The 20,456-nt window shown below is 68.3% G+C and carries 20 protein-coding genes and 1 pseudogene; 8 read left to right on the top strand and 13 right to left on the bottom strand.

What is annotated here, in order from left to right:
* Positions 1-641, bottom strand: a 641-nt coding sequence (locus AC1RQF_RS28345) for a LysR family transcriptional regulator (RefSeq protein ID WP_492873454.1), incomplete at its 3' end; no start/stop codon positions are given.
* Positions 642-754: 113 nt separating this feature from the next.
* Between AC1RQF_RS28345 and AC1RQF_RS28340 the strand changes: the two genes are divergently transcribed.
* From AC1RQF_RS28340 to AC1RQF_RS28325, 4 genes are all read left to right on the top strand, one after another.
* On the top strand, positions 755-1,141 hold the full coding sequence (locus AC1RQF_RS28340) for a tautomerase family protein (protein WP_273996629.1): 387 nt from the start codon (positions 755-757) through the stop codon (positions 1,139-1,141).
* Between the two features lie 289 nt (positions 1,142-1,430).
* The gene (locus AC1RQF_RS28335; RefSeq protein ID WP_273996628.1) at positions 1,431-1,826 is read left to right on the top strand and encodes a GFA family protein; all 396 of its coding nucleotides are present in this window, start codon (positions 1,431-1,433) and stop codon (positions 1,824-1,826) included.
* A gap of 683 nt (positions 1,827-2,509) precedes the next feature.
* Complete coding sequence (locus tag AC1RQF_RS28330; RefSeq protein ID WP_492873453.1) at positions 2,510-4,090, top strand: CHAD domain-containing protein; 1,581 nt, start codon at positions 2,510-2,512, stop codon at positions 4,088-4,090.
* 34 nt (positions 4,091-4,124) lie between these two features.
* A complete protein-coding gene (locus tag AC1RQF_RS28325) occupies positions 4,125-4,970 on the top strand; it encodes a TOBE domain-containing protein (RefSeq protein WP_273996626.1) in 846 nt (281 codons plus the stop codon).
* Between the two features lie 528 nt (positions 4,971-5,498).
* On the opposite strand, the gene AC1RQF_RS28320 is transcribed toward AC1RQF_RS28325, so the two are convergent.
* From AC1RQF_RS28320 to AC1RQF_RS28305, 4 genes are all read right to left on the bottom strand, one after another.
* On the bottom strand, positions 5,499-6,200 hold the full coding sequence (locus tag AC1RQF_RS28320; protein WP_273996625.1) for an ATP-binding cassette domain-containing protein: 702 nt from the start codon (positions 6,198-6,200) through the stop codon (positions 5,499-5,501).
* Between the two features lies 1 nt (position 6,201).
* Positions 6,202-6,876, bottom strand: a complete 675-nt coding sequence (modB, locus tag AC1RQF_RS28315; RefSeq protein WP_273996624.1) for a molybdate ABC transporter permease subunit — start codon at positions 6,874-6,876, stop codon at positions 6,202-6,204.
* 10 nt (positions 6,877-6,886) lie between these two features.
* Positions 6,887-7,684, bottom strand: coding sequence for a molybdate ABC transporter substrate-binding protein (gene modA / locus AC1RQF_RS28310; RefSeq protein WP_492873452.1), 798 nt, complete (start codon positions 7,682-7,684; stop codon positions 6,887-6,889).
* Between the two features lie 115 nt (positions 7,685-7,799).
* Positions 7,800-8,498: a phosphatase PAP2 family protein gene (locus AC1RQF_RS28305; RefSeq protein WP_492873451.1), complete on the bottom strand. Its 699-nt coding sequence runs from the start codon at positions 8,496-8,498 to the stop codon at positions 7,800-7,802.
* A 242-nt stretch (positions 8,499-8,740) separates the two neighbouring features.
* On the opposite strand from AC1RQF_RS28305, the gene AC1RQF_RS28300 reads away from it, so the two are divergent.
* Positions 8,741-9,805: an extracellular catalytic domain type 1 short-chain-length polyhydroxyalkanoate depolymerase gene (locus AC1RQF_RS28300; RefSeq protein WP_492873450.1), complete on the top strand. Its 1,065-nt coding sequence runs from the start codon at positions 8,741-8,743 to the stop codon at positions 9,803-9,805.
* A gap of 96 nt (positions 9,806-9,901) precedes the next feature.
* Complete coding sequence (locus AC1RQF_RS28295; RefSeq protein ID WP_252985265.1) at positions 9,902-10,078, top strand: DUF3563 family protein; 177 nt, start codon at positions 9,902-9,904, stop codon at positions 10,076-10,078.
* 113 nt (positions 10,079-10,191) lie between these two features.
* On the opposite strand, the gene AC1RQF_RS28290 is transcribed toward AC1RQF_RS28295, so the two are convergent.
* The 5 genes from AC1RQF_RS28290 to AC1RQF_RS28270 form a co-directional block, all read right to left on the bottom strand.
* Positions 10,192-10,611 carry an organic hydroperoxide resistance protein gene (locus tag AC1RQF_RS28290; RefSeq protein WP_273996621.1) on the bottom strand — a complete coding sequence of 140 codons (420 nt, stop codon included), beginning with the start codon at positions 10,609-10,611 and terminating at the stop codon, positions 10,192-10,194.
* 142 nt (positions 10,612-10,753) lie between these two features.
* Positions 10,754-11,206: a MarR family winged helix-turn-helix transcriptional regulator gene (locus AC1RQF_RS28285; protein ID WP_273996620.1), complete on the bottom strand. Its 453-nt coding sequence runs from the start codon at positions 11,204-11,206 to the stop codon at positions 10,754-10,756.
* A 127-nt stretch (positions 11,207-11,333) separates the two neighbouring features.
* Entirely contained in the window at positions 11,334-12,140 is an 807-nt protein-coding gene (locus tag AC1RQF_RS28280; RefSeq protein ID WP_273996619.1) for a BPSS1780 family membrane protein, read from the bottom strand.
* Positions 12,131-13,126 carry a homoserine kinase gene (locus tag AC1RQF_RS28275; protein ID WP_273996617.1) on the bottom strand — a complete coding sequence of 332 codons (996 nt, stop codon included), beginning with the start codon at positions 13,124-13,126 and terminating at the stop codon, positions 12,131-12,133. Before AC1RQF_RS28275 ends, AC1RQF_RS28280 begins: the two co-directional genes overlap by 10 nt.
* Positions 13,127-13,238: 112 nt before the next feature.
* Entirely contained in the window at positions 13,239-13,637 is a 399-nt protein-coding gene (locus tag AC1RQF_RS28270; protein ID WP_492873449.1) for a hypothetical protein, read from the bottom strand.
* A 159-nt stretch (positions 13,638-13,796) separates the two neighbouring features.
* On the opposite strand from AC1RQF_RS28270, the gene AC1RQF_RS28265 reads away from it, so the two are divergent.
* Positions 13,797-15,323 carry an AMP nucleosidase gene (locus AC1RQF_RS28265; protein ID WP_273996613.1) on the top strand — a complete coding sequence of 509 codons (1,527 nt, stop codon included), beginning with the start codon at positions 13,797-13,799 and terminating at the stop codon, positions 15,321-15,323.
* 246 nt (positions 15,324-15,569) lie between these two features.
* Here the strand turns inward: AC1RQF_RS28265 and AC1RQF_RS28260 are convergent, their stop codons facing one another.
* The 3 genes and pseudogenes from AC1RQF_RS28260 to AC1RQF_RS28250 all read right to left on the bottom strand — a co-directional run bounded on the left by AC1RQF_RS28260 (position 15,570) and on the right by AC1RQF_RS28250 (position 17,156).
* Entirely contained in the window at positions 15,570-16,040 is a 471-nt protein-coding gene (locus AC1RQF_RS28260; RefSeq protein WP_492873448.1) for a GNAT family N-acetyltransferase, read from the bottom strand.
* A gap of 332 nt (positions 16,041-16,372) precedes the next feature.
* A complete protein-coding gene (locus AC1RQF_RS28255) occupies positions 16,373-16,678 on the bottom strand; it encodes a hypothetical protein (protein WP_492873447.1) in 306 nt (101 codons plus the stop codon).
* A pseudogene (locus AC1RQF_RS28250) lies at positions 16,675-17,156 on the bottom strand (DUF2778 domain-containing protein). Before AC1RQF_RS28250 ends, AC1RQF_RS28255 begins: the two are co-directional and overlap by 4 nt.
* A 1,064-nt stretch (positions 17,157-18,220) precedes the next feature.
* On the opposite strand from AC1RQF_RS28250, the gene AC1RQF_RS28245 reads away from it, so the two are divergent.
* On the top strand, positions 18,221-20,371 hold the full coding sequence (locus AC1RQF_RS28245) for an FUSC family protein (RefSeq protein WP_273996607.1): 2,151 nt from the start codon (positions 18,221-18,223) through the stop codon (positions 20,369-20,371).
* Positions 20,372-20,456 lie beyond the last annotated feature (85 nt).

Below are 20,456 nucleotides of genomic sequence, written 5' to 3'. Positions count from 1 at the left end.
CCCGTGAAGCGTTCGCGCCACGGCAGCCCGGCCCGCTCGAGCGCGCGCAGCGCGGCCGAGCGGACCCCGCACGGGCCGGCCAGCACCGCGAGCGGCAGCGGCTCGCCCGCGCGCGGCGTCCAGCCGGGCGCGGCGAGCCAGGCCAGCGGTTCGCTGAACAGCAGCGTGCCGTCGTCGCGGGGCGGGTCTTCCGTGGGCTCGTGGCGCACGATGACGGCGTCGAGGCGGCGGTCGTCGTAGCGGGCGAGCAGGTCGCTCGAGGTGCCGAGGTGCATTTCGAGCGCGAGCCCCGGGTCGTGCCGGTGCAGGCCGCTCAGCACGGCGGGCAGGTCCGGCACCGCGACGTGCTCGCTGACGCCGAGCACGAGCCGCCGCGGCGTGGCCGCGAGCGCGCCGAGCGCCTGCTCGTGCGCGTCGAGCAGCGCGCGGGCGGCCGGCAGGAAGCGCGCGCCGTCGGGCGCGAGCTTCACGACGCGCGGCGTGCGCGCGAGCAGCGGCTTGCCGAGATGGGTTTCGAGCCGCTTGAGCTTCAGGCTGACGGCCGATTGGGTGGTGCCGAGCGCGTCGGCGGCGCGCGTGAAGCTCGCGAGATCGGCCACCAGCACGAACGCGCGCACGGCATCGAGATCGAGGGGTTTCATTTCAGGTGGAAATGGATGAAATATTCATTGATATCTGTTCATTATAGATGGGGGTGCCTAAGCTGAAGGTGGATTTGACGACCGTCCCGTCCCCCTCAATCAGGAGAACCGCCATGCCGTTCACCCGAATCGCGTTGCGCGAAGGCAAGCCGGCCGCGTATCGCCGCGCCTTGTCAGCCGGCATTCAACAGGCCTTGACGCGCGTGTTCAACGTGCCCGACGACGACCTTTTCATGGCCGTCACCGAGCATCGCGACGACAACTTCCTCTACGACCGTCAGTACCTGGGCATCGCGCGCAGCGACGATCTCGTGATGATCCAGATCACGGTCACCGATTCCCGCGGGCCGGAGCAGAAGCGGGCGTTGTACCGGCAGATCGTCGAGGCGCTCGCGGCGTCGCCCGGGGTGCGTCCCGAGGACGTGTTCATCAATCTCGTCGAGGTCCGCAAGGAGAACTGGTCGTTCGGCAACGGCATCGCGCAGTACGCGCCGGAATAGTCGGTCGCGTAACCGGCGCGGCGATGCGGGGGGATGCCGGCGGCTTCGCGTGTCGCCCGCTCGACGATTTTCCAGGCGTCCGGCTGCGCCGACGGTTTCCGCGCAACCGTTCCCCCGCTTCCCCGGTGCGAGCGTCGGCTGCAACCGATCGAGGTGCGCGGCGGCGTCGACCGGGTCGCGGTCATCGCGATAGTCGACGTCGTGCGGGCGGCGGTTTTGAAAACCGGGCTGACCATGGCCGCCGCTGCCGCTATCATCCAGCCATTGACGACCACGATCCTCAGGACCTATGTCTCGACGTCTAGCATCCTGCAGTTGCGGCCAGCTCAGCGCCGAGGTCGTCGGCGAGCCGGTACGTATCTCCATCTGCCACTGCCTCGCCTGCCAGCGCAGGACGGGCAGCGCCTTCAGCCAGCAGGCCAGATTCCGTCGCGAGGACGTATCGCTTTCAGGGACTTCATCCGAGTACGTGCGCGTCGGTGACGAAGGCTCCCGCATCACATTCCACTTCTGCCCCCACTGCGGCTCGACGGTTTACTACGAACCCGAGGGACTGGAGGCGTACCTGGCGATTCCCGTCGGGGCGTTCGCCGATCCGAGCTTCCCCGCGCCGAACGTCTCGGTCTACGAAGAACGCATGCACGCATGGGTCGTTCCGCCGGCGGACGCCGAACACATTTTCTGAGTGGGCCCGCTCTAGCACGCTGCGGGTCCCAGGCTCGGGCAGCATGGGGCGGGGAAGCAGGCGAAGGTCCGCTATTGCCGACAGGGTGCCAATACCGCCGGGCATTTGCCGAGGGCGCATTCCGAATAGATTGGCGATGCGCCTGTATCGGAGCGCCACAGCGGTTGTAACGCGTTCTCAGTGGGCCCGTCCGGGGGCGCGCGGCTGACTCCGGTCCCGGGCAGCATGGGGCGGCGGACGCATGTGCAGCGGCCCGCAATGGCCGCCAGGGTTTCAATGCTGCCGGGCATCCACCGGCGTTGCGCTTCGAACATCGTTGGCGACGTGCCGGTATCGGAACGCCCCTGCGGCGATCACGCATTCTGAATTGGCCCGCCCGGTTGCGCGCCGCCGACGCCGGACCCGGGCGGCATGAGGCGGGGGACGCATGCGAAGCGACCCGCCATCGCCGGCATGATCAAGACGGCCGGGCATCCACCGCCGGCGCGTTCCGGACACCGTGGACGACGCACCCGTATCGGAACGCCGCGACGGCGGCGCACGCATCGAGACGTCGTCGAGCGATGCAGGAAGTCGCGCACCTTGGTGCGCCGCGCGGCGTCCGGACGCTGTCCGGGCGGCTGGGAGGCCGTGTACCATGGCACCGGATGCGCCCGCCCGGGCGCGCCGATCGCGGAGGGGCCATGTCGCGCGTGCTGGAGATCGTGCTGGGATTTCCGTTGCAACACTGGCCGGCGAACGCCGGCGTCCGCGGGCGTGCGGCCCGCGATTTCGGCGCGGAACTGGTGCGCGCGTGGCGGATCTGTCCGCAGGTGAAGATGCGGCGCGGCGCCGAGCGCATCTCGATCGCGCCCTGCCGGATGCCCGAGGCGGAGCCCGGCGCGCCGGGCTGCTGGTGGACCTGGATCGAAACCACCGACCAGGGCCGATATGTGCTCGCCGCGCGTGCGCGTGCATTTGCGCCCGGCGTTGCGATCCGCGAGCGCTTCGATGAACGGCACGCCGAACTGCCGGTTGCGCCGCCTCCAACCGATTCCTCCGACCACGCCGGCGCGCCGGCGGCCACGCTCGTCAGCATGCGTCGACGTGGCCGCTGGCAGGACGAGGACGGCCTTGTGATCGAGTTGACGCTCGACGATCTCACCCAGCCCGACGCCGACGGCGCGTTGCGTTTTTGCGAGTTGCGCGCGGCCGTCGCGGACGCCGACGACGACACCCGGCGCGCGGCGGCGCTGCGCGCGCTGTTCCGTGCGGTGCGGGAGTTGAGCGGTGCGTGGCCCGCCTTCCCGCTGCTGACGGGCGCACTCGATCGCGCATGTCAGGGGATGGCGCTGGATGCGCGCGCCGAGCCCGTGAAAACCTCGCGCGTCGATCTGACCGGGCTGCGCACGCAGCGCGCGGCATTGTTTGCGCTGGGCGGCAACGTGACCGCGCAGTGGTTCGCGAACGAAGCCGGCGCGCGCGACACCGACGATCCGGAATACGTGCACCAGATGCGGGTGGCGTTGCGCCGCCTGCGCACGCTGATGCGTTTGTTTCCGCATTTCGCCGATGGCGCGTGGAAGCACGCGTTCGCGGGTGAGCTGGGCTGGCTGGGCGGCCTGCTCGGCGCGGTGCGCGACTGGGATGTCTGCGGTGCCTCGACGCTGCCGGCGCTGGCGGCGGCGGACAGCGATCCCGACGCGTGGAGCGCGACACTCGCCGCCGCGCACGCGCATGGCGCGGCGGCGCGCACCGAGTTGCGTCAGGCGCTTGGCTCGGCGCGTTACGCGGGGCTCGCGCTGTCCTGGCTCGAATGGCTGTGCGGGCTCGGCGCGCCGGAGGCGAGTGCCGAGGAGGCGTCGCCCACACGCGGCGCGGACCGCGCGTTGCCCTCGCTCAAGCGCCATGCGGCGAAGCGCGTGAGCCGGCTGTTCGGGCATCTGTACGGCGCGCCGAAACTCACGGCGCTCGATGCGGCCGCGCGGCACCAGGTGCGGATCGATGCGAAGCGGCTGCGTTACGCGCTGGAGTTCTTCGCCTCGCTGGCGTCGCGCCGCACGCGCGGCGAGACGACGCGCGTGCTTGCGCGCGTCCAGAGCGTGCTCGGCGACGCGAACGACGCGGCCGTCGCGCTGCGCTGCCTCGAACGGCTGGCGGCGCCTGCTTATCAGCTGGGGTTCGCGCGCGGCTATGGCGCGGCCGCGCAGCGGCACGCGGCGCGCGAGGCCGAGGGCTTGTTGCGCGAGCTGCGCACACCGAAGATCGGCGGGCGCACGGCTTGACTATAATGAGTTTCCCCGCCGCCGCCTCGCTGTCATGACCGATCCCACCCCCTTGCCGTCATCGGCTTCCGCTCGCGAACCGCTCGCGCTGCGCGGCGAACTGTGGCTGCACGCGGGCGCGCACACACTCGGCGGCGCGGCGCGCATCGCGCTCCTCGCCGCGATCGGCGAGACCGGCTCGATCACGCGTGCGGCGAAGGCGGTCGGCCTCAGCTACAAGGGGGCCTGGGATGCGATCGACACGATGAATAATCTGGCCGGCGAGCCGCTCGTGCTGCGCTCGACGGGCGGCAAGGGCGGCGGCGGCACGGTGCTGACGCCGCGCGCGATCGAGCTGATCGATGCGTTTCGCGTGATCGAGCGCGAGCATCGCCGGTTTGTCGAGGCCGCGAGCGCGGCGGTGGCAGGTTTTGCGGTCAACTGGGAACTCATCGGGAGAATTGGCATGAAGACAAGCGCACGCAACCAGTTGCTCGGCGAGGTCGCGTCGATCAAGCATGGGGCGGTAAACGACGAAGTCACGCTGGCGTTGCCGGGCGGCCAGACGATCGTCGCCGTCGTGACGCACGAGAGCACGGAGGCGCTGGGTCTCGCGGTCGGCGGGCAGGCTTGCGCGCTCGTCAAGGCGTCGTGGGTGATTCTGGCGACGGAGGACGACGGCGCGCCGTTGCGGCTGTCGACCCGCAATCAGCTGCGCGGCGTGGTGAGCGACGTGAAGCGGGGCGCGGTCAACAGCGAGGTGCTGCTGGCGCTCGACGGCGGCGTGACGCTTGCGGCGATCGTGACCAACGAAAGCGTCGATGCGCTCGCGCTCGCGAAGGGCGTGAAAGCGCTCGCGGCGTTCAAGGCGTCGAGCGTGATCCTGGCGGTGAACGGCTGACGCGCGAGCGTGGCCCGCGTCAGGCGGGCTGATGGTTTGGCGAACCCCGCGCTGTTCTCAGTGCGGGGTTTTGTTTTTCGAGGGCGCCTGGCGGGCGGGGATCGATCGAAGCGTTCGATGAAGACATGGGCGCGGCCCGCGCCGTTCTTCGATGCTCCAGCGCAAGCGCCTCGCCGATACGGGACTGTGATCGATGCGCTTGAGCGCGCGATGGAGGCGTCGGCTCACGCGATCCCGAGCGCGCAGCCGATGCCATTTGAAATCTGCCGTTGCAATGACATGCGCTTGCCGCTCGTGCGGGCCCGCGGTTCGAGATTGCCGGGCGTGGCGTGTGAGCACTCCGGCTCGGTTGGCAGAGATCTGGCGCGCTCCGCGCAGCGTTCTCCGTATCCGCTGTTGCGGCGATCCGCGCGGGCCGCTCATTCGGGCAGCGCGCAGCGTGGACAGATAGCGTCGAACGCTCCTGTCACACGGACCGGAACCGAAGCGGCCTCACCCCCGCCCCCGCATGTCCGGCCCGGCGCGGCCTCAGCGCACGCTCGCCACCCATTCCGCCAGCGGTGCCCCGGGCTGCACGCGGCCGTCGTGCAGGCGCACGACCTCGTCGCCGAACGCGGCGACGTCGTCGGGGTCGTGCGTGATCAGCACCATCGGAATGTCGAGGCGCGCCTGCAGGTCGGCGAGTTCGCGGCGCATGCGCTGGCGCATCGCGACGTCGAGCGCGGAGAACGGCTCGTCGAGCAGCAGGATGCGCGGCTGCGCGATCAGCGCGCGCGCGAGCGCGACGCGCTGCTTTTGTCCGCCCGACAACTGCGCGGGGAAATGGCCCGCGAGCGCTTCGAGCTCGAAGGCGCGCAACCAGTACGCGACCTCGGGCGGCAACGCATTCGCGCGCGGATTGCGCCAGCCGCGCCGCAGGCCGAACGCGAGGTTCTGGCGCACGTTCAGGTGCGGAAACAGCGCGTAGTCCTGGAACAGGTAGGCGACGCGCCGCGCCTGCGTCGGCACGTCGATGCCGCGCGCCGAATCGAACAGCGCCTCGCCGTTCAGCGAGATGCTGCCCTGCTCCGGCGTGAGCAGCCCGGCGATCGCCTGCAGCGTCAGGCTCTTGCCCGCGCCGGACGGCCCGAACAGCACGATGCGCTGGGCGTTCGACGCGAACGCGACGTCGAGCGCGAATTGGCGCTCGGGCGTCGCATAGGTCTTGCGGATGTCGACGACGAGGCTCATGTCAGCGGGCCCCGAGCAGCGCGCGCTGCGGCACGAGCCGGCCGGCGATGAGCAGGATCAGCACGCAGGTGACCGAGGTGACGAGCACGAGGAAGTTCGCGGTGTTGTCGTCGCCGGCCTGCACGGCCGCGTAGACCGCGACCGACAGCGTCTGGGTGCGTCCGGGCAGGTTGCCGGCGATCATCAGCGTCGCGCCGAATTCGCCGAGCGCCCGCGCGAACGCGAGCAGCGCGCCCGCGAGGATGCCGCGCGCGGCGAGCGGCAGCGTGACCCGGAAGAAGATGCCGGCTTCGCTGACGCCGAGCGTGCGCGCGGCGCGTTCGAGCTGCGGATCGACCGATTCGAAGGCCGCGCGCGCCGACTTCAGGATCAGCGGGAACGCGACCACCATCGACGCGATCACCGCGCCCTGCCAGGTGAATACCAGCTGGATGCCGAGCTGGTCGAGCCATGCGCCGATCACGCCGCGCCGGCCGAGCAGCACCAGCAGGTAGTAGCCGAGCACGGTCGGCGGCAGGACGAGCGGCAGCGTCAGCAGGGAGTCGACCACGTCGCGCGCAGGCGAGCGCCAGCGCGCGAGCGCATAGCCGGCGGCGACGCCGAGCACGATGTCGAGCGCCGTCGCCCAGCCCGCGACCTTCAGCGACAGCAGCAGCGGGATCCACGCGTCATGCATGACGAACCGCCTAGTTCGCCGTTGCGGCCGGCTTGAAGCCGTACTTCGCCAGCACCGCCTGGCCCGCCGGCGACAGCACGAAATCGACGAAGCCCTTCGCATCGGCCGCGCGCCGGCTGTCCTTCACGACCGCGATCGGATAGGTGATCGGCGTCTGGGTGGGCACCGTCAGCGCGACCTTCACGCGCTCGGGCATCACGGCCGCATCGGTGCCGAACACGAAGCCCGCGTCGACTTCGCCGCGCGCGACATAGTCGAGGCTCTGCCGCACGTTGGCGGCGAGCACGCCCTTCGGGCTCACGTCGTTCCACACGCCGGCCGCCTTCAGCGCGCCTTCCGTATACCGGCCGACCGGCACGGACGCCGGGTCGCCGTAGGCGACGTGCTTCACGCCGGCCGCCGTCAGGTCGCGCAGCGAGGCGAAGCGCGCCGGGCTGTCGGCGGGCACGATCAGCACCAGCGAATTCGCGGCGAAGTCGCGCCGCGTGCCGGTCGCGATCACGTTCTCGCCGACCGCGCGATCCATCGCCTTCTGGTCGGCGGACGCGAACACGTCCACGGGCGCGCCCTTCGCGATCTGCTGCATCAGCACGTCGGACGCGCCGAAATTGAACAGCACGTGGGTGCCCGGATGCTGCTTCTCGTAGGCGTCGCCGACTGCCTTGAATGCGTTGGTCAGGCTGGCCGCGGCGGACACGACCAGTTCGTCGGCGGCGCGGGCCGCCGGCTGGACGGCGAACCCGGCCGCGAGCGCGGCGAGCGAAAGCGTGCGGACGAACAGGCGGCGGGCGAAGCGGGCTGCGGACATGGCGGTGGCGCTCGTGTGGAGGAAAAACGTAATCGTAATATAGGGTGGGTAATAACGCTCGACATACCGGTCATCCGGCGGCGCGCATGACGGCCCGGCGCGCGCGGGGCGGGGCTCAGGCGTGACGGGGGGCGGGCGTGTCGAGAGTTTGCTGCTGGGAGGCGGGCCGCGCGGCGGGGCGATAGTTCGGGTTCGCCTTCCAGCGCGCGCGGACATACGGACGCTCGTGTCCGGACAGTTGCAGCGCGACCTGGGTGACCCAGCGGTGCGACGGCACGGTGACGCCGTGCAGCGCGAGGGTCACGAGCACGAGGCTGACCGCCACGGCGGACGCCGACCAGCGGTGCGGCTGCGCCTGCCAGGAGCCGATAATGAAGGTCAGGGCGGCGAGCGCGCCGATGATGCAGCCGGTGACCGCCTCGGAGGGGGAATGCGCGTCGAGCACGACGCGTGACAGCCCGACCGCGACGCCCGCGGCGAGGCCGAGCGCGACGCCTGCGATGCGTACCGGCGTGCGGGTGTGGAAGAGCATCAGGAACAGCGCGACCGGATAGACCGAGGTGGACAGCATCGCATGGCCGCTGAAGCCGGTGAAATCCCAGGCGCGCACGCCGATGCCCCAGCCGAGGAAGGCGATCTTGGTCAGCGCGACCACGCCGATCGCGGCGCCCAGCACGGCGAGCCAGGCCGCTGCGCGGCGCAGCGAGTAGCCGAGCGCGAGCCAAAGGGCGATCGTGACGGCGAGCGGCAGCGTGAGGCCCGCGCCACCGAGCGCGGTGATCGAGATCCACAGACGAGGCGGCAGGTCGTACATCAGGGGTGACGGAGGCAGGAGGGGGGAAATGCTTGATCAACGCGCGAGCCGGGCACAGCGACGACAACGAATAATCCAAGCAACCAGCCTTCAGTATACAGGGGGGCGCGTTCAGGATTCCGATAGTTCGCTTGGAGAACTTTGGGGGCGTCGGAAAGTTTCCGCAAAGCATGCTATTGTGCGTTGCACAAATTCACCTTGGCGCGTCCCGGCGCGTCCCTTTCGACTGTGAGCCTCGATCGATGACCAAAAGTCTGACGAAACTCTGGCTGGGCGGGATGAAACGCATGCTTCACCTGCCGCCCCAGCCCGGCCAGCAAGCGGGCGCGCTGTGGCCCGCCGCGGCATCCGTCGCGCCGCGCGAATCGCGCGTGCGCCCACGCGCCGCCGCGTGGGCGGGCGGCGACTGGCTGCGCGCAGAACATCCGCTGCCGCCCATGCTCGGCCGCTTCGTCCAACACCTGTCCTACGGCCTGTACGTGCCGCCGGGCGAGGTCGATGGCCCACGTCCGCTGGTGGTGATGCTGCATGGCTGCAAGCAGGACATCGACCAGTTCGCCCAGGGCACCCGCATGAACCTGCTGGCCGACCGCCACGGTTTCGCGGTGCTCTATCCGGAGCAGGATCCGCGCGTGCATCCGCACCGCTGCTGGCACTGGTACGACGACAGCGAGCGCGGCGGCCGGGGCGAGGCGCGCGCCGTCGCCGATCTGGTCGACGGGCTGGTCGCCGAACACGGTTTCGATCCGGCGCGGGTCTACGTCGCGGGGCTGTCGGCGGGCGCGGGGCTCGCGACGCTGCTGGCGCTCTACTATCCGCACCGCTTCGCCGCGGTGGCGCTGCACTCCGGTCCGGCGTTCGGCGAGGCGCAGTCGGGCATCACGGCGATGGACGTGATGCGGCGCGGGCTGCATCAGAACCCGGCCGCGGCCGTCGATGCGCTGGTCGAGCCGGGCGCGTATCCGGGCATGCCGGCGCTGATCGTCCACGGCGACGACGATCGCGTGGTGGTGCCGCAGAACGCCGACCAGCTCGCGGTCGAATTCCTGCGGCTGAACGGGCTGGCCGACGCACAGGGCAGCCTGCGCGGCGCGTCTCGGGTCGAGACCCGCGACGACCGGATGGACACGCTCGAGTACCGCAAGGGCGCGCGGACGGTGGTCCGGCTGTGCCGCGTCAAGGGCCTCGGCCACGCCTGGGCGGGCGGCGACGACACCGTTCCGTTCCACGCGGCGATCGGGCCGGACGCGAGCGCGCTGATCTGGTCGTTCTTCGCGGCGAGCGCGCGCGACGTTGTCGTGTTGTAGCGACACGCGGACACAGGGCGCTGGCACTCGATCAGGGTTTTCCCTATAATACGGGTAAATACCTAAGAGAAATCCCTTGGATTGGAGAAACCGATCATGTATCTGCTGAGCCGCCTGTTTCTGTTCCTGACGAAGTCGTCCGAGCAGATCGCAAAGGAGCGTGTCGATGCCTACCTGGCCGACGCCACCGATCTGTACGACCTCGAATTCCGCATGCGCAAGCTCGACCGCGAGACCGCGATGAGCCAGCCGTCGTGGATGACCGCACGCTAAGCGTTTAGTAAATTTATACGCATAAAGTTAAAAAAGGCCTGCCGGCGCTAAAGCCGGCAGGCCTTTTTGCTTTTCGCGCGCCCAGCCCGTGGGCCGGGCCGGCGCGCTGAGGCTCAGGCCACCACGAGGCGCACCGCGACGTTGTTGCGGGTGGCGTTCGAGTACGGGCAGACCTGATGCGCCTTGTCGACCAGCGCCTGGGCGGCGGCCGTGTCGAAGCCCGGCAGCGCGATGCGCAGTTCCACGTCGAGCGCGAAGCCGCCGTGATCGTTCGGGCCGATGCCGACCTGGGCCGTGACCGTCGTGTCGGCCGGCAGCGCCTGCTTGTTCTGGCCCGCGACGAACTTCATGGCGCTCAGGAAGCACGCGGAATAGCCGGCGGCGAACAGCTGCTCGGGATTCGTGCCTTCCGCGCCCGTGCCGCCCAGTTCGCGCGGCGCCGCGAGCTTCACATCCAGCTTGTTGTCGACGGAGACGGCGCGGCCATCGCGGCCGCCGGTGCTGGTAGCGCTCGTCTTGTAAAGGATGTTCATGGTGCGACTCCTGACTAGAATAGATTGGAAAGGCGGCTCGGCGGAGAAGGATGCGTCGGCCACGGGATGAAATATAGTTCGATAATGATTAGTGTGCAAATTAAATTTTCGCTATCGAGGCGATAGTGGGATCGGATGGGGTTCAGTCCGGCAGGTTGTCGGCGAGCGCGCTGCGCAGCTGCGTCAGGTCGGCGCGCAGCCGGACCAGGAACTCGGGCGTTTGCCGCATCGCGCAGAACAGGTCGGCGGGCACCGAGCGGGCCTTGTCGCGCAGCGCCGCGCCCTCGGCGGTGAGGCGCGCGTGAACCACCCGCTCGTCGAGCGTGCCGCGCACCCGCTCGATGTAGCCCAGCGCCTCGAGGCGCTTGAGCAGCGGCGTGACGGTGGCGGGATCCAGGCTGAGCCGTGCCGCGATGTCCTTGACCGCCATGTCGTCGGTCTCCCACAGCACCAGCATCGTCAGGTATTGCGGATAGGTGAGCGCGAGCTTGTCGAGGAGCGGCTTGTACGCCTTCGTCATCGCGAGCGAGGTCGAGTACAGCGCGAAGCAGAGCTGTTCGTCGAGCGTTTGCGGCAGGGTGGGCAGGGCGTCCATGATGGCTGCGGGTGCAAAAGATTAGCGTGCAAATGATTCTGCGCCGAAATGTGACGAATGGCGAGCGGCGGAAAATCGGGGGAAGGATCGAGCGGCCGCGCGCGACGGGGCGCGCGGCCGCGGGGGATCAGCGGGAGGTGGGCAGGGTCGGCGCGTCGGGCTCCTGGACGCCGAAGCAGCCGCGATACGTCGCGTAGAACGAGCAGTAGAGCATCGAGGTGATGATGATGGTGGCGGGCATCATCACCGTCAGCGCATAGGCGCCGGCGCCGATCGCCTGCATCAGCGCGGCGATGCCGAACGACACGCCGAGCGCGACCGCGAACCACAGCAGCCCGTAGAGCGTGAACGCGCCGCGGTTGCGCCAGCAGCTCACGACGCTGAAGAACAGCGCCTTGACGGGCGGGATGTCGTGCCACGCGGTCAGCACCGGCGCGAACCAGAACATCATCGCGACGGGCATGTACAGCGTCGCGGCGACGAGCAGCGCGACCAGCAGGCCCGGCGACGCGAGCGTTTCCGGATCCGGGTTGGCGCCGCCGAGGCCGAACATGACCTTGAGCAGGGTGCCGCCGTCGCCGAGCGCCGACGCGGCGAACACGACCGCCATCGACACGATGTAGAGGCCGCCCAGCGTGAACAGCCGCTGCATGACCACGGGCCCGTACGAGCGGAAGCCGTCGACCAGGATGGTCGGCATCACCGGCTTGCCGGCGATCGTGTCGCGGCACGCGGCCATGAAGCCGACCGCGATGCCGGGGATGAACAGCAGCGGCAGCGCCGCGCCGATCACCGGCACGAGCGACACCAGCATCATCGCGAGCAGGTAGGTGAAGAACAGCGTGATGAACGCGAGCGGATTGCGGCGGAACAGCCAGATACCCTGGCGGAACCATACGTAGCCGGTCTTGGCGGGAACTTCGATCAGTTGCATTGAGGAATCTCGGGGAGCGCGCTGGCGTGCGCGATGCGCTCAAGCAGGATGCGCTCGAAATGGCCCGGGTCGTGCGGCTTCAGCATTTCCGCGGCGCGGGGAAGGTGGAAATCATACAGGCGCGACACCCAGAAGCGGTAGGCGCCGGCCCGCAGCATGTCGTTCCAGTGGCGGCGCTCCTCGGCCGTGAACGGGCGCACCGTCTGGTACGCACGCAGCAGCGCGTCGGCGCGTGCGTGATCGAGCGCGCCCGTGGCGAGGTCGACGCACCAGTCGTTGACCGTCACCGCGACGTCGAACAGCCACTTGTCGCAGCCGGCGAAATAGAAATCGAAGAAGCCGCCGAGCCGCACCGTATGGCCGGTGCCGGGCGCCGCGGGCGTGAACAGCACGTTGTCGCGGAACAGGTCGCAGTGGCATGGGCCTTCCGGCAGCGCGGCGTAATCGGCCGACGCGAAGAACGCGGCCTGGTGCGCCAGCTCGCCCGCGAGCAGCGCGCGCTGCGCGTCGCTCACGAAGGGCGCGACGGTGGGCACGGTGTCGCGCCACCAGGACAGGCTGCGCAGGTTCGGCTGACGGCGCGGATAGCCGCGGCCGGCGAGGTGCATGCGCGCGAGCATCTGGCCGACCTCGACGCAGTGCTCGACGCGCGGCGCCATGTCGGCCGCGCCCTCGAGTTTCGTGACGATCGCGGCCGGCTTGCCGTGCAGCGTGCCGAACAGCGTGCCGTCGTCGCGCGCGATGGGCGCCGGGACCGGGACGCCATGCCCGGACAGGTGACTCATCAGGTCAATGTAGAACGGCAGCTGGGCGGCCGTCAGGTTCTCGAAGATCGTCAGCACGTACTCGCCGCGCGACGTCGTGAGGAAGAAATTGCTGTTCTCGATGCCGGACGGAATGCCGCGAAACGCGACGACGTCGCCGAGATCGTAATGGCGCATCCAGTGCGCGAGATCGGAGTCGGAAACAGCAGTGAAAACGGCCATGCAGGAAAGCGTCGGTTCGGGTTGGGCTGGCCGGCGGAGGCGCCGGCGCAGCGAAAGGACGGCTGAGGCGCGCGGTCGACCGCGCGCCGCGGCCGCCGGCGGGCGGCGACGCTCAGTAGCGCAGGTTGACCGACGGCAGGCGCGTGATCGGCACGCCGGCGTCATGCGGGCGCGGCGAGGTGTCCGGCGAGGCGGTCATCTGGTAGCGCGTGCCGAAGTTCGATTTCACGTTGATCTCGACCGGCTTGCCGCGGTCGCGATACTCGGTGATCTCGGTGCCGCTCTTGCTCTTCTCGTGGAAGCTCGGCGTACGCTGGATGTCGTTGAAGTCGACCTTCGACGTGACCTCCGCGCCGGGGCGGTTGATCTTCGTGAGGTCGGGCAGGCCGGCGGCCTCGTTGGCTGCGGCCTGGGCCTGAGCGTCGGCGCTCGGCTGCGCGGTGTTGGCCGCGTGCGCGACGCCGCCGAGGGCGAGAGCCGCGAGTGCGGCGGCGAAAAGGAGCGGCTTCATCGTGATTCTCCTAGGGAACCGTGCAATTCTAACAAATCCCGGCCGTCCGCCGGGGCTCGTGGGGCTTCGCGTGCGGCCTTGCGGGCGCCGGGGGCATCGGTTGCGCGGCCGGATTTCCGTGGTAATGTCGGTTGGATCTGAAGAGGATCCGAGCGAATCATGAAGAACGACCTGAACCGCCGCTCCCGGACGCTGCCCCCCGAGAGCCCGCCCGTCGAGTCCTTCGACGATCCGAACGCCGCCGTCGCCCGCCTGGCGGCGATCTACGAGGCGAACACCGCCTTCCTGCGCGACGCGTTCGCGCGCTATCGCCGCAACGAAGTGTTCAACGAGCACGTGCGCGCGTGCTATCCGTTCCTGCGGGTCCGCACCGATGTCAACACGAACGTCGATTCGCGCCGCTCGTACGGCTTCGTCGCCGGCCCGGGCGTGTTCGAGACGACCGTCACGCGTCCCGACCTGTTCTCCAGCTATTACCGCGAGCAGTTGCGGCTGCTGGCGAAGAATCATCATGGGCAGATCGAGGTCGGCGTGTCGCAGCAGCCGATTCCGATTCATTTCGCGTTCCCCGAGGGGATCCACCTCGAGGGCGATCTCGACCGCGACCGGCTGCTCGCGATGCGCGACGTGTTCGACACGCCGGATCTCGCCTACCTCGACGACCGGATCGTCAACGGCACGTACGAGCCGGCGCCGGGCGAGCCGTATCCGCTTGCGCTGTTCACGGGCGCGCGCGTCGATTTCTCGCTGCACCGGCTGCGCCACTACACGGCGACCTTGCCCACGCATTTCCAGAACTATGTGCTGTACACGAACTACCAGTTCTACATCGACGAGTTCGTGAAGCTCGGCCGCACGCTGATGTCGGCGAGCGACGATCCGGAGGTGCGCGCGTACCGCAGCGAATACACGTCGTTCGTCGAACCGGGCGACGTGATCACGCACAACGCGAACCTCGGCGACGAGGCGACCGAAGGCACGCCGCCGCCGCGGCTGCCGCAGATGCCCGCGTATCACCTGAAGCGCGCGGACGGCAGCGGCATCACGATGGTCAACATCGGCGTGGGGCCGTCGAATGCGAAGACGATCACCGACCACATCGCGGTGCTGCGCCCGCATGCGTGGGTGATGCTCGGCCACTGCGCGGGCCTGCGCAACACCCAGCGGCTCGGCGACTACGTGCTGGCGCATGGTTACGTGCGCGAGGACCACGTGCTCGACGACGACTTGCCGCTGTGGGTGCCGGTCCCGGCGCTCGCGGAAGTGCAGGTGGCGCTCGAGCGCGCGGTTGCGCAGGTCACGCAGCTGGAGGGCGTGGAGCTGAAGCGGGTGATGCGCACGGGCACGGTCGCGAGCGTCGACAACCGCAACTGGGAGCTGCGCGATCATCGCGAGCCGGTGCAGCGCCTGTCGCAGAGCCGCGCGATCGCGCTCGACATGGAAAGCGCGACGATCGCCGCGAACGGGTTCCGGTTCCGCGTGCCGTACGGTACGCTGCTGTGCGTGTCGGACAAGCCGCTGCACGGGGAGCTGAAGCTGCCGGGGATGGCCGATCAGTTCTATCGCGCGCAGGTCGACCAGCATCTGCAGATCGGGGTGCGGGCGATGGAGATCCTGCGCACCAATGGGCTGGAGCGGTTGCATAGCCGCAAGCTGCGGAGCTTCGCGGAAGTGGCGTTCCAGTAACGACCTTTTGTCGTATAAGGCTCCCCGGATGGTTCGGGGAGCCCTCGCGCTCACTATGAGCGTTGGTGTCTAACTTGCGTGTCTCTGGAACGGGCTGGACGCGTTCTATTTCGCGAGATTTCGTGTAGTGCGCCGCGATGCAGCGTTTTTTTGGTTATTCAGCGCAGGAAAAGAAATTCGCGTGGTCAGCCGCGTGGGGTCACATGCGATTGGCGCCAATCATCGTATGACTCCCGTTTCAACGTTTCATCTAGTCGGCTCATTTGCAGAGTGGTCAGTCGCCTTAAAACGCATCTGAACGACCTCAAAGGGAAGGCCATCCTCTTCCTCTGCCTGCCGAGTAACTTCCTCGAACCCCATCCGTTGATAAAAGGCATGCGCATCAAGGTTAAGGGCGTAGACCTCCAATTGCAGCTCACCTTTGAGATTGAGTGCATGCGCAACCAGTGCCCGGCCAATACCACTCCCCTGCATAGCTGGGTCTACGAATAGCCCCCCAATAAACGTATCGATTAGCGCTATGAATCCAACGGGCTTGCCATTCTGACAAGCCACCCAAGTTTCCGATCTTGGCAAGTAGGTGTCTTCGATTAGCGTCCTCTGCTCACGAAGTCGCTGCTCGCCAAGAAAGGCATGCACTCGACTGGAGGCGCCAAACCAAATTTCTGATAATTTTTTAATATCCGAGGTCTCGTACGCACGGATCTGCGCTTCCATGCCATTCACTATGCTCAGTCCATGTTCGGTGACGCGGATGTCGAGCCGCTACGACGACGCCCAGCGGGCCATTTCAAGCGATCTATACCAAGCCCCTCGTTCGATTGTACTTGCTCCACTTGGACACGCAGCATCCGAGTACAGCGACTCTTACGCAAGGGCGTCGTCAATGGATCACATACGCTGTAAATGGACCGACCGCACGATGGGCAACACGACGGTTGCCGCGAACGATAGAGTGTGGACCATGTTTCAAGGCACCCAAAAACGACGGTGAGGCGTCGTACTTCGTGCATTTCATCTTCGAGCCCGGCCACGTTGACAGAACGGTATTACCTGTTGCGGGGCGATTTCGCCGCGCCCGGTTTCCTGGATCGATCCCGGATCCGGGAGAACCCGCTCACCAGGACGGATGAGGTGACGAGTGCGATGACGAAACTCACGAGCAGCAGGGAACCGAACAGGTAGTCGTCGTTCTGCTCACCACCTTCCGAGCCGAGTGCCCGAAAGAGCGACCCCACGGTATCCCATCCGGAGCCGGAATTGAACCAGTGAGCCAGCGCTGGAATTGCCGTGATGCCGGCGTAGATAGGCATCGTGAGCGCGAGGGCGAGCAGGGTGCGAGCAATCGGTTTCATCGGACCGTCACCCGGCCATAGGCCTTCAGCGTGGTCCCCGGCACCTGGAAAGTCGGCTGGGCCCTGAGGAACGTACGCAACTTGTCGAACTGTGCGGGGCTTGTGAGCGTGATACATCCGTCGCTTTCTCGGAAGCGGCCGACCGGATGCAGTCGGAAGTGCGCCCGACGGATGCCGTTCACAATCGTTTCGTCGTCGATACGGCCATCGTTGCGGTAGAGAGCGAACCAGTCCGCGCGGTGCGTGTCGGCGCCGATATCTTTCACGGAATCCCAGAACCAGCCCATGTGCCCGCCGCTTTGGCGGTCGACGATGAATATGTTCCGGTCGGCAAGGGCCGCTTATCAGCGACAGCGGTTGAGCTGGGGTCGTTGGTGTACCTGCCGTTACCGGAGAAGGCCGCGACGCTACCGAAGCCGGGGCAGGTCAAAGTCGACAGGCTTCGATGATTCAAGACGAACGTGCATTCGACGGGCATCGGGGCTTCCTCGGTGCAAGTCTTTCGGGTGGATTGGCGTGTGCGGGCTCGGCAGAGCAGATTTCTGATGCGGCGATAGTGTTGCACTTTCCATCTTGCTCGGCTACCCGGATTGGTTAATCAGTCGCTGTGTAGGCGCAATCAAACGGGTCGTTCGACGCGCTGCTACCGCACTGAATGGAAGGGGCGAGAGCGACTGGTGGGTGGAGGTCCTCGACGTTCAGTAGCTACGCTATTCCGCGCGCGTTGGTTGTCCGGTAAGAAAGATTTTTCCGCGGGACGTCAGCGTACGTTCCGTTCGCATGTAGTAGGGCGCAAAAGCGTTTTCGCGCGACTGTCTTGGCAGCTTAGTGGAACTCAGGATGGTCGATTGCCGCAACGGCGAAGCCGGCCCTGGCGAGGTCGATGAGTATGTGATGGCTTGGTGGCGGGTGAGCCAAAAGCATTGGCTAACACTTGAGCCAGGAAGCTGGCGGCGATCTGAGTAGGTGGCTGCTCAATATTTTCACAAAGTGTTAGAGAAACGTGTCCGGGATGCGGGTTGTGATCGTGAATGAGGTTCGGGGTCGCACGGCGGATGGGGCGACGCCCGGGCGTGCGAGATGTGAACACCTCGGCTTGACCCAGGCCGAGGTGGCTCGGCGTCAGCCAGTCCGCCTAGGCGCAGCAGGAAAACAGCGACAAATTGCGGGCGTCGTCGCGGGTGAAGATCGTGGCCGCGCTGGGCATTGGCGCGAATCAACTCGACTTCTGATCCGACGCGCGTGCATTCGGCGCAGACCAAGGTAAGGTGGACACGTCAGGTTCGGGCGGCGCCGCCCGACGGGCGGGGAGGGTGGAATAGCGGGCTTTAAGCCGGGCGGGTTGGTTAACCCATCAGGCGCGCAAGGGCTGAGCGCCACCCAGGCTCCTCTTCTGCCTGCCGATCGCGAACTTATTTATTTTCCGTAAGGGTTTTCCCTTAACATGACGCCAGCCCGGCCATCCGGTCCCCGCCGCGCCTCCCCGGCCGACCCGCTGCCGATGGAGCCTGCCGCCTTTCCAGTCCTATCATCGAACGCGTCATGTTTCACCACCTCCACCGCAGGATCCGGCAGACCGCCACCCGCTCGCTGAGAGGGTTCTATCTGTCCGCCGCCGCCTGGTCGCGCCGGCGGCCGGTGTGGATGGTGTCGTTCGCGCTCGGCGACGCCAGCCTGTCCGAAGGCCTGCGGGCCGCCTGCGCATCCACGGCGATGCTGGTCCTCGGCAACCTGCTGCACGAGCCCGAATTCGCATGGGCCGCGATCGGCGCGTTCTGGACCTGCCTGGCCGACGCCGCCGGCTCGAACCGCTCGCGCTTCGCATCGATGACGAGCTTCGCACTGCTGTCCACGCTATGCGGCACCCTGACCGCGTTCGCATCGGGCGCGGGCACCGTGGCGGCGGCGTGCGCCGTGCTGCTGTTCACGACGGCGGGCGCGTTCGGCCGCATCTGGGGCGCGGCCGCCGCCCAGGTCGCGATCCTGGCCGCCACCGCCTGCGTCGTGATGGTCGATCGGCCCATGCACGACTGGCGCGCAAGCCTGAGCTTCGTCGCGATCTATCTGGGCGGCTGCCTGTTCGCGATCGCGCTGAGCCTCACGGTCTGGCGCATCCATCCGTTTGCGCCCAGCCGCGCCGCCCTGCGCGCCGCCTATGCGCGGCTTGCCGACATCGCCGCGGACAGCGCGCGGCTCGTTCGCGCGCCCGCTTCGGGCGCGCGACACTGGGAACTGCATGCCGCGAAATTCCGCGCCGATGCGCGCACGGCGCTCGAACGTGCGCGCAAGGTGCTGGCCGGCGTGCCGGCGGCGCGCGCCGATCAGCGCGACACCTACACGAATCTGCTGATCGCGCTGGCCGACGGCGAGCGCTGGTTCGCATATCTGATCGCGGTGACGGGCGCCTGCCAGCATGGGCTCGCCGATCCGCGCGCCACGCGGCGCGCCGCGCGCGCGCTCGACGGCTTTGCGGAGCGGCTGCGCCGCATCGGCGGCGCGCTCGACGATGCGCCCTGGGCGCGTCCGGTCGAAGCGCAGCGCCGCCTGCGCGGCCTTGCCCGGCAACTCGATGCGGCGCTGGGCGGCGCGTTGTCCGGGGCGACCGCGGCGGATCCTGCGCCGCCTGCACCGGTCCCGTCACCGGAGCCGGCCGCCGCGAGCTGGCGCGCCGGCCTGCGCGATGCGCTCGCGCGCGCCGGGGCGACGCTGCGCGCGAACCTGTCGTGGCAGTCGGTGGGGTTGCGGCATGCGCTGCGGGTCGGCGTCGCGACCACGACGGCGTTCCTGATCGTGCGGCTGCTCGGCGTGCCGTTCGGCTACTGGGCGACGATGGCGATCCTGTTGATCCTGCAACCGTCGATCGCGCTGACGTGGCCGCGCAGCGTCGAGCGCGCGGCGGGCAGCATCGTCGGCGGGCTGCTGGCCGCGCTGATCGGGCTGGCGATCCATTCGCCGCTCGGCATCTCGCTCGTCGTGTTTCCGCTCGTGTGCGCGACGATGGCGCTGCGGCCGGTCAGCTACAGCTTGTTCGTGCTGTTCCTGACGCCGACCTTCGTGCTGGTCGCCGATTTTGCCGTGCCCGGCGCGCGCGAATTCACCTACGCGCTGACCCGGCTCGGCAACAACGTGCTCGGCTGCGCGCTCGCGCTGCTCGCGACTTTCCTGTTGTGGCCGACGCGCGAGCGGATCGATCTGCGCGCGCGGCTCGACGACGCGGTGCGTGCGAATCTGCGTTATCTGGCCGATGCGCTGGCGCGATCGGGCGCGGTCGACGCGGATGCGGAGCAGGTGCGGCGCGCGGCCGGTCTCGCCAGCAACAACGCGGAAGAGGCGTTCAACCGGTTGCGGCTGGAGCGGCTCGACGATACGCGCTTCGACACCACCGCCTCGACGATCCTCGGCCTGCTGCGCCGGATGGCGGGCACGGCCGCGCATCTGCGCCTGAGCGAATACGGACAGCCGCGCGACGCGGCCTTGCTTGTCTGGCTCGCGGTGATGAGCCGCGAGATGGAGCTGCTGCTGCAACCGGATGGCGTATCGGCGCGTCACGCGCTGCCGCCGCGCGAGCGGCTGTCGCGGCTGGAGGTGGACGCGGTCGGGCAGATCGCGCTGCTGCAGCGTCTGCTCGTCGATCTGCGCGGCGACGCAGGCGCGCCCGACGCGGCGGAACCGCGCGCGCGACGGGCGGAGTAGATGCGCCCGCGCGGCGTCCGCGCGCCAAGGAAAAACGGGCGGCGCCGCGAGGCGTCCGCCCGTTCCATCGCGCGATGCGCGATCA

It is taken from the genome of Burkholderia sp. GW821-FHT14F03, assembly GCF_058803765.1.
The sequence above is the reverse complement of the archived record's forward strand: the minus strand, read 5'-3'. Positions and strand labels throughout refer to the sequence as shown.

Bases quoted from the DNA above. Each gene is read 5' to 3' on its own strand.
- AC1RQF_RS28340 (WP_273996629.1), top strand. From the start codon at position 755: ATGCCGTTCACCCGAATCGCGTTGCGCGAAGGCAAGCCGGCCGCGTAT.
- modB (WP_273996624.1), bottom strand. From the start codon at position 6,876: ATGCATGACGCGTGGATCCCGCTGCTGCTGTCGCTGAAGGTCGCGGGC.
- modA (WP_492873452.1), bottom strand. From the start codon at position 7,684: ATGTCCGCAGCCCGCTTCGCCCGCCGCCTGTTCGTCCGCACGCTTTCG.
- AC1RQF_RS28300 (WP_492873450.1), top strand. From the start codon at position 8,741: ATGACCAAAAGTCTGACGAAACTCTGGCTGGGCGGGATGAAACGCATG.
- AC1RQF_RS28335 (WP_273996628.1), top strand. From the start codon at position 1,431: ATGTCTCGACGTCTAGCATCCTGCAGTTGCGGCCAGCTCAGCGCCGAG.
- AC1RQF_RS28320 (WP_273996625.1), bottom strand. From the start codon at position 6,200: ATGAGCCTCGTCGTCGACATCCGCAAGACCTATGCGACGCCCGAGCGC.
- AC1RQF_RS28265 (WP_273996613.1), top strand. From the start codon at position 13,797: ATGAAGAACGACCTGAACCGCCGCTCCCGGACGCTGCCCCCCGAGAGC.
- AC1RQF_RS28275 (WP_273996617.1), bottom strand. From the start codon at position 13,126: ATGGCCGTTTTCACTGCTGTTTCCGACTCCGATCTCGCGCACTGGATG.
- AC1RQF_RS28305 (WP_492873451.1), bottom strand. From the start codon at position 8,498: ATGTACGACCTGCCGCCTCGTCTGTGGATCTCGATCACCGCGCTCGGT.
- AC1RQF_RS28260 (WP_492873448.1), bottom strand. From the start codon at position 16,040: ATGGAAGCGCAGATCCGTGCGTACGAGACCTCGGATATTAAAAAATTA.
- AC1RQF_RS28270 (WP_492873449.1), bottom strand. From the start codon at position 13,637: ATGAAGCCGCTCCTTTTCGCCGCCGCACTCGCGGCTCTCGCCCTCGGC.
- AC1RQF_RS28325 (WP_273996626.1), top strand. From the start codon at position 4,125: ATGACCGATCCCACCCCCTTGCCGTCATCGGCTTCCGCTCGCGAACCG.
- AC1RQF_RS28295 (WP_252985265.1), top strand. From the start codon at position 9,902: ATGTATCTGCTGAGCCGCCTGTTTCTGTTCCTGACGAAGTCGTCCGAG.
- AC1RQF_RS28255 (WP_492873447.1), bottom strand. From the start codon at position 16,678: ATGAAACCGATTGCTCGCACCCTGCTCGCCCTCGCGCTCACGATGCCT.
- AC1RQF_RS28245 (WP_273996607.1), top strand. From the start codon at position 18,221: ATGTTTCACCACCTCCACCGCAGGATCCGGCAGACCGCCACCCGCTCG.
- AC1RQF_RS28280 (WP_273996619.1), bottom strand. From the start codon at position 12,140: ATGCAACTGATCGAAGTTCCCGCCAAGACCGGCTACGTATGGTTCCGC.
- AC1RQF_RS28290 (WP_273996621.1), bottom strand. From the start codon at position 10,611: ATGAACATCCTTTACAAGACGAGCGCTACCAGCACCGGCGGCCGCGAT.
- AC1RQF_RS28285 (WP_273996620.1), bottom strand. From the start codon at position 11,206: ATGGACGCCCTGCCCACCCTGCCGCAAACGCTCGACGAACAGCTCTGC.
- AC1RQF_RS28330 (WP_492873453.1), top strand. From the start codon at position 2,510: ATGTCGCGCGTGCTGGAGATCGTGCTGGGATTTCCGTTGCAACACTGG.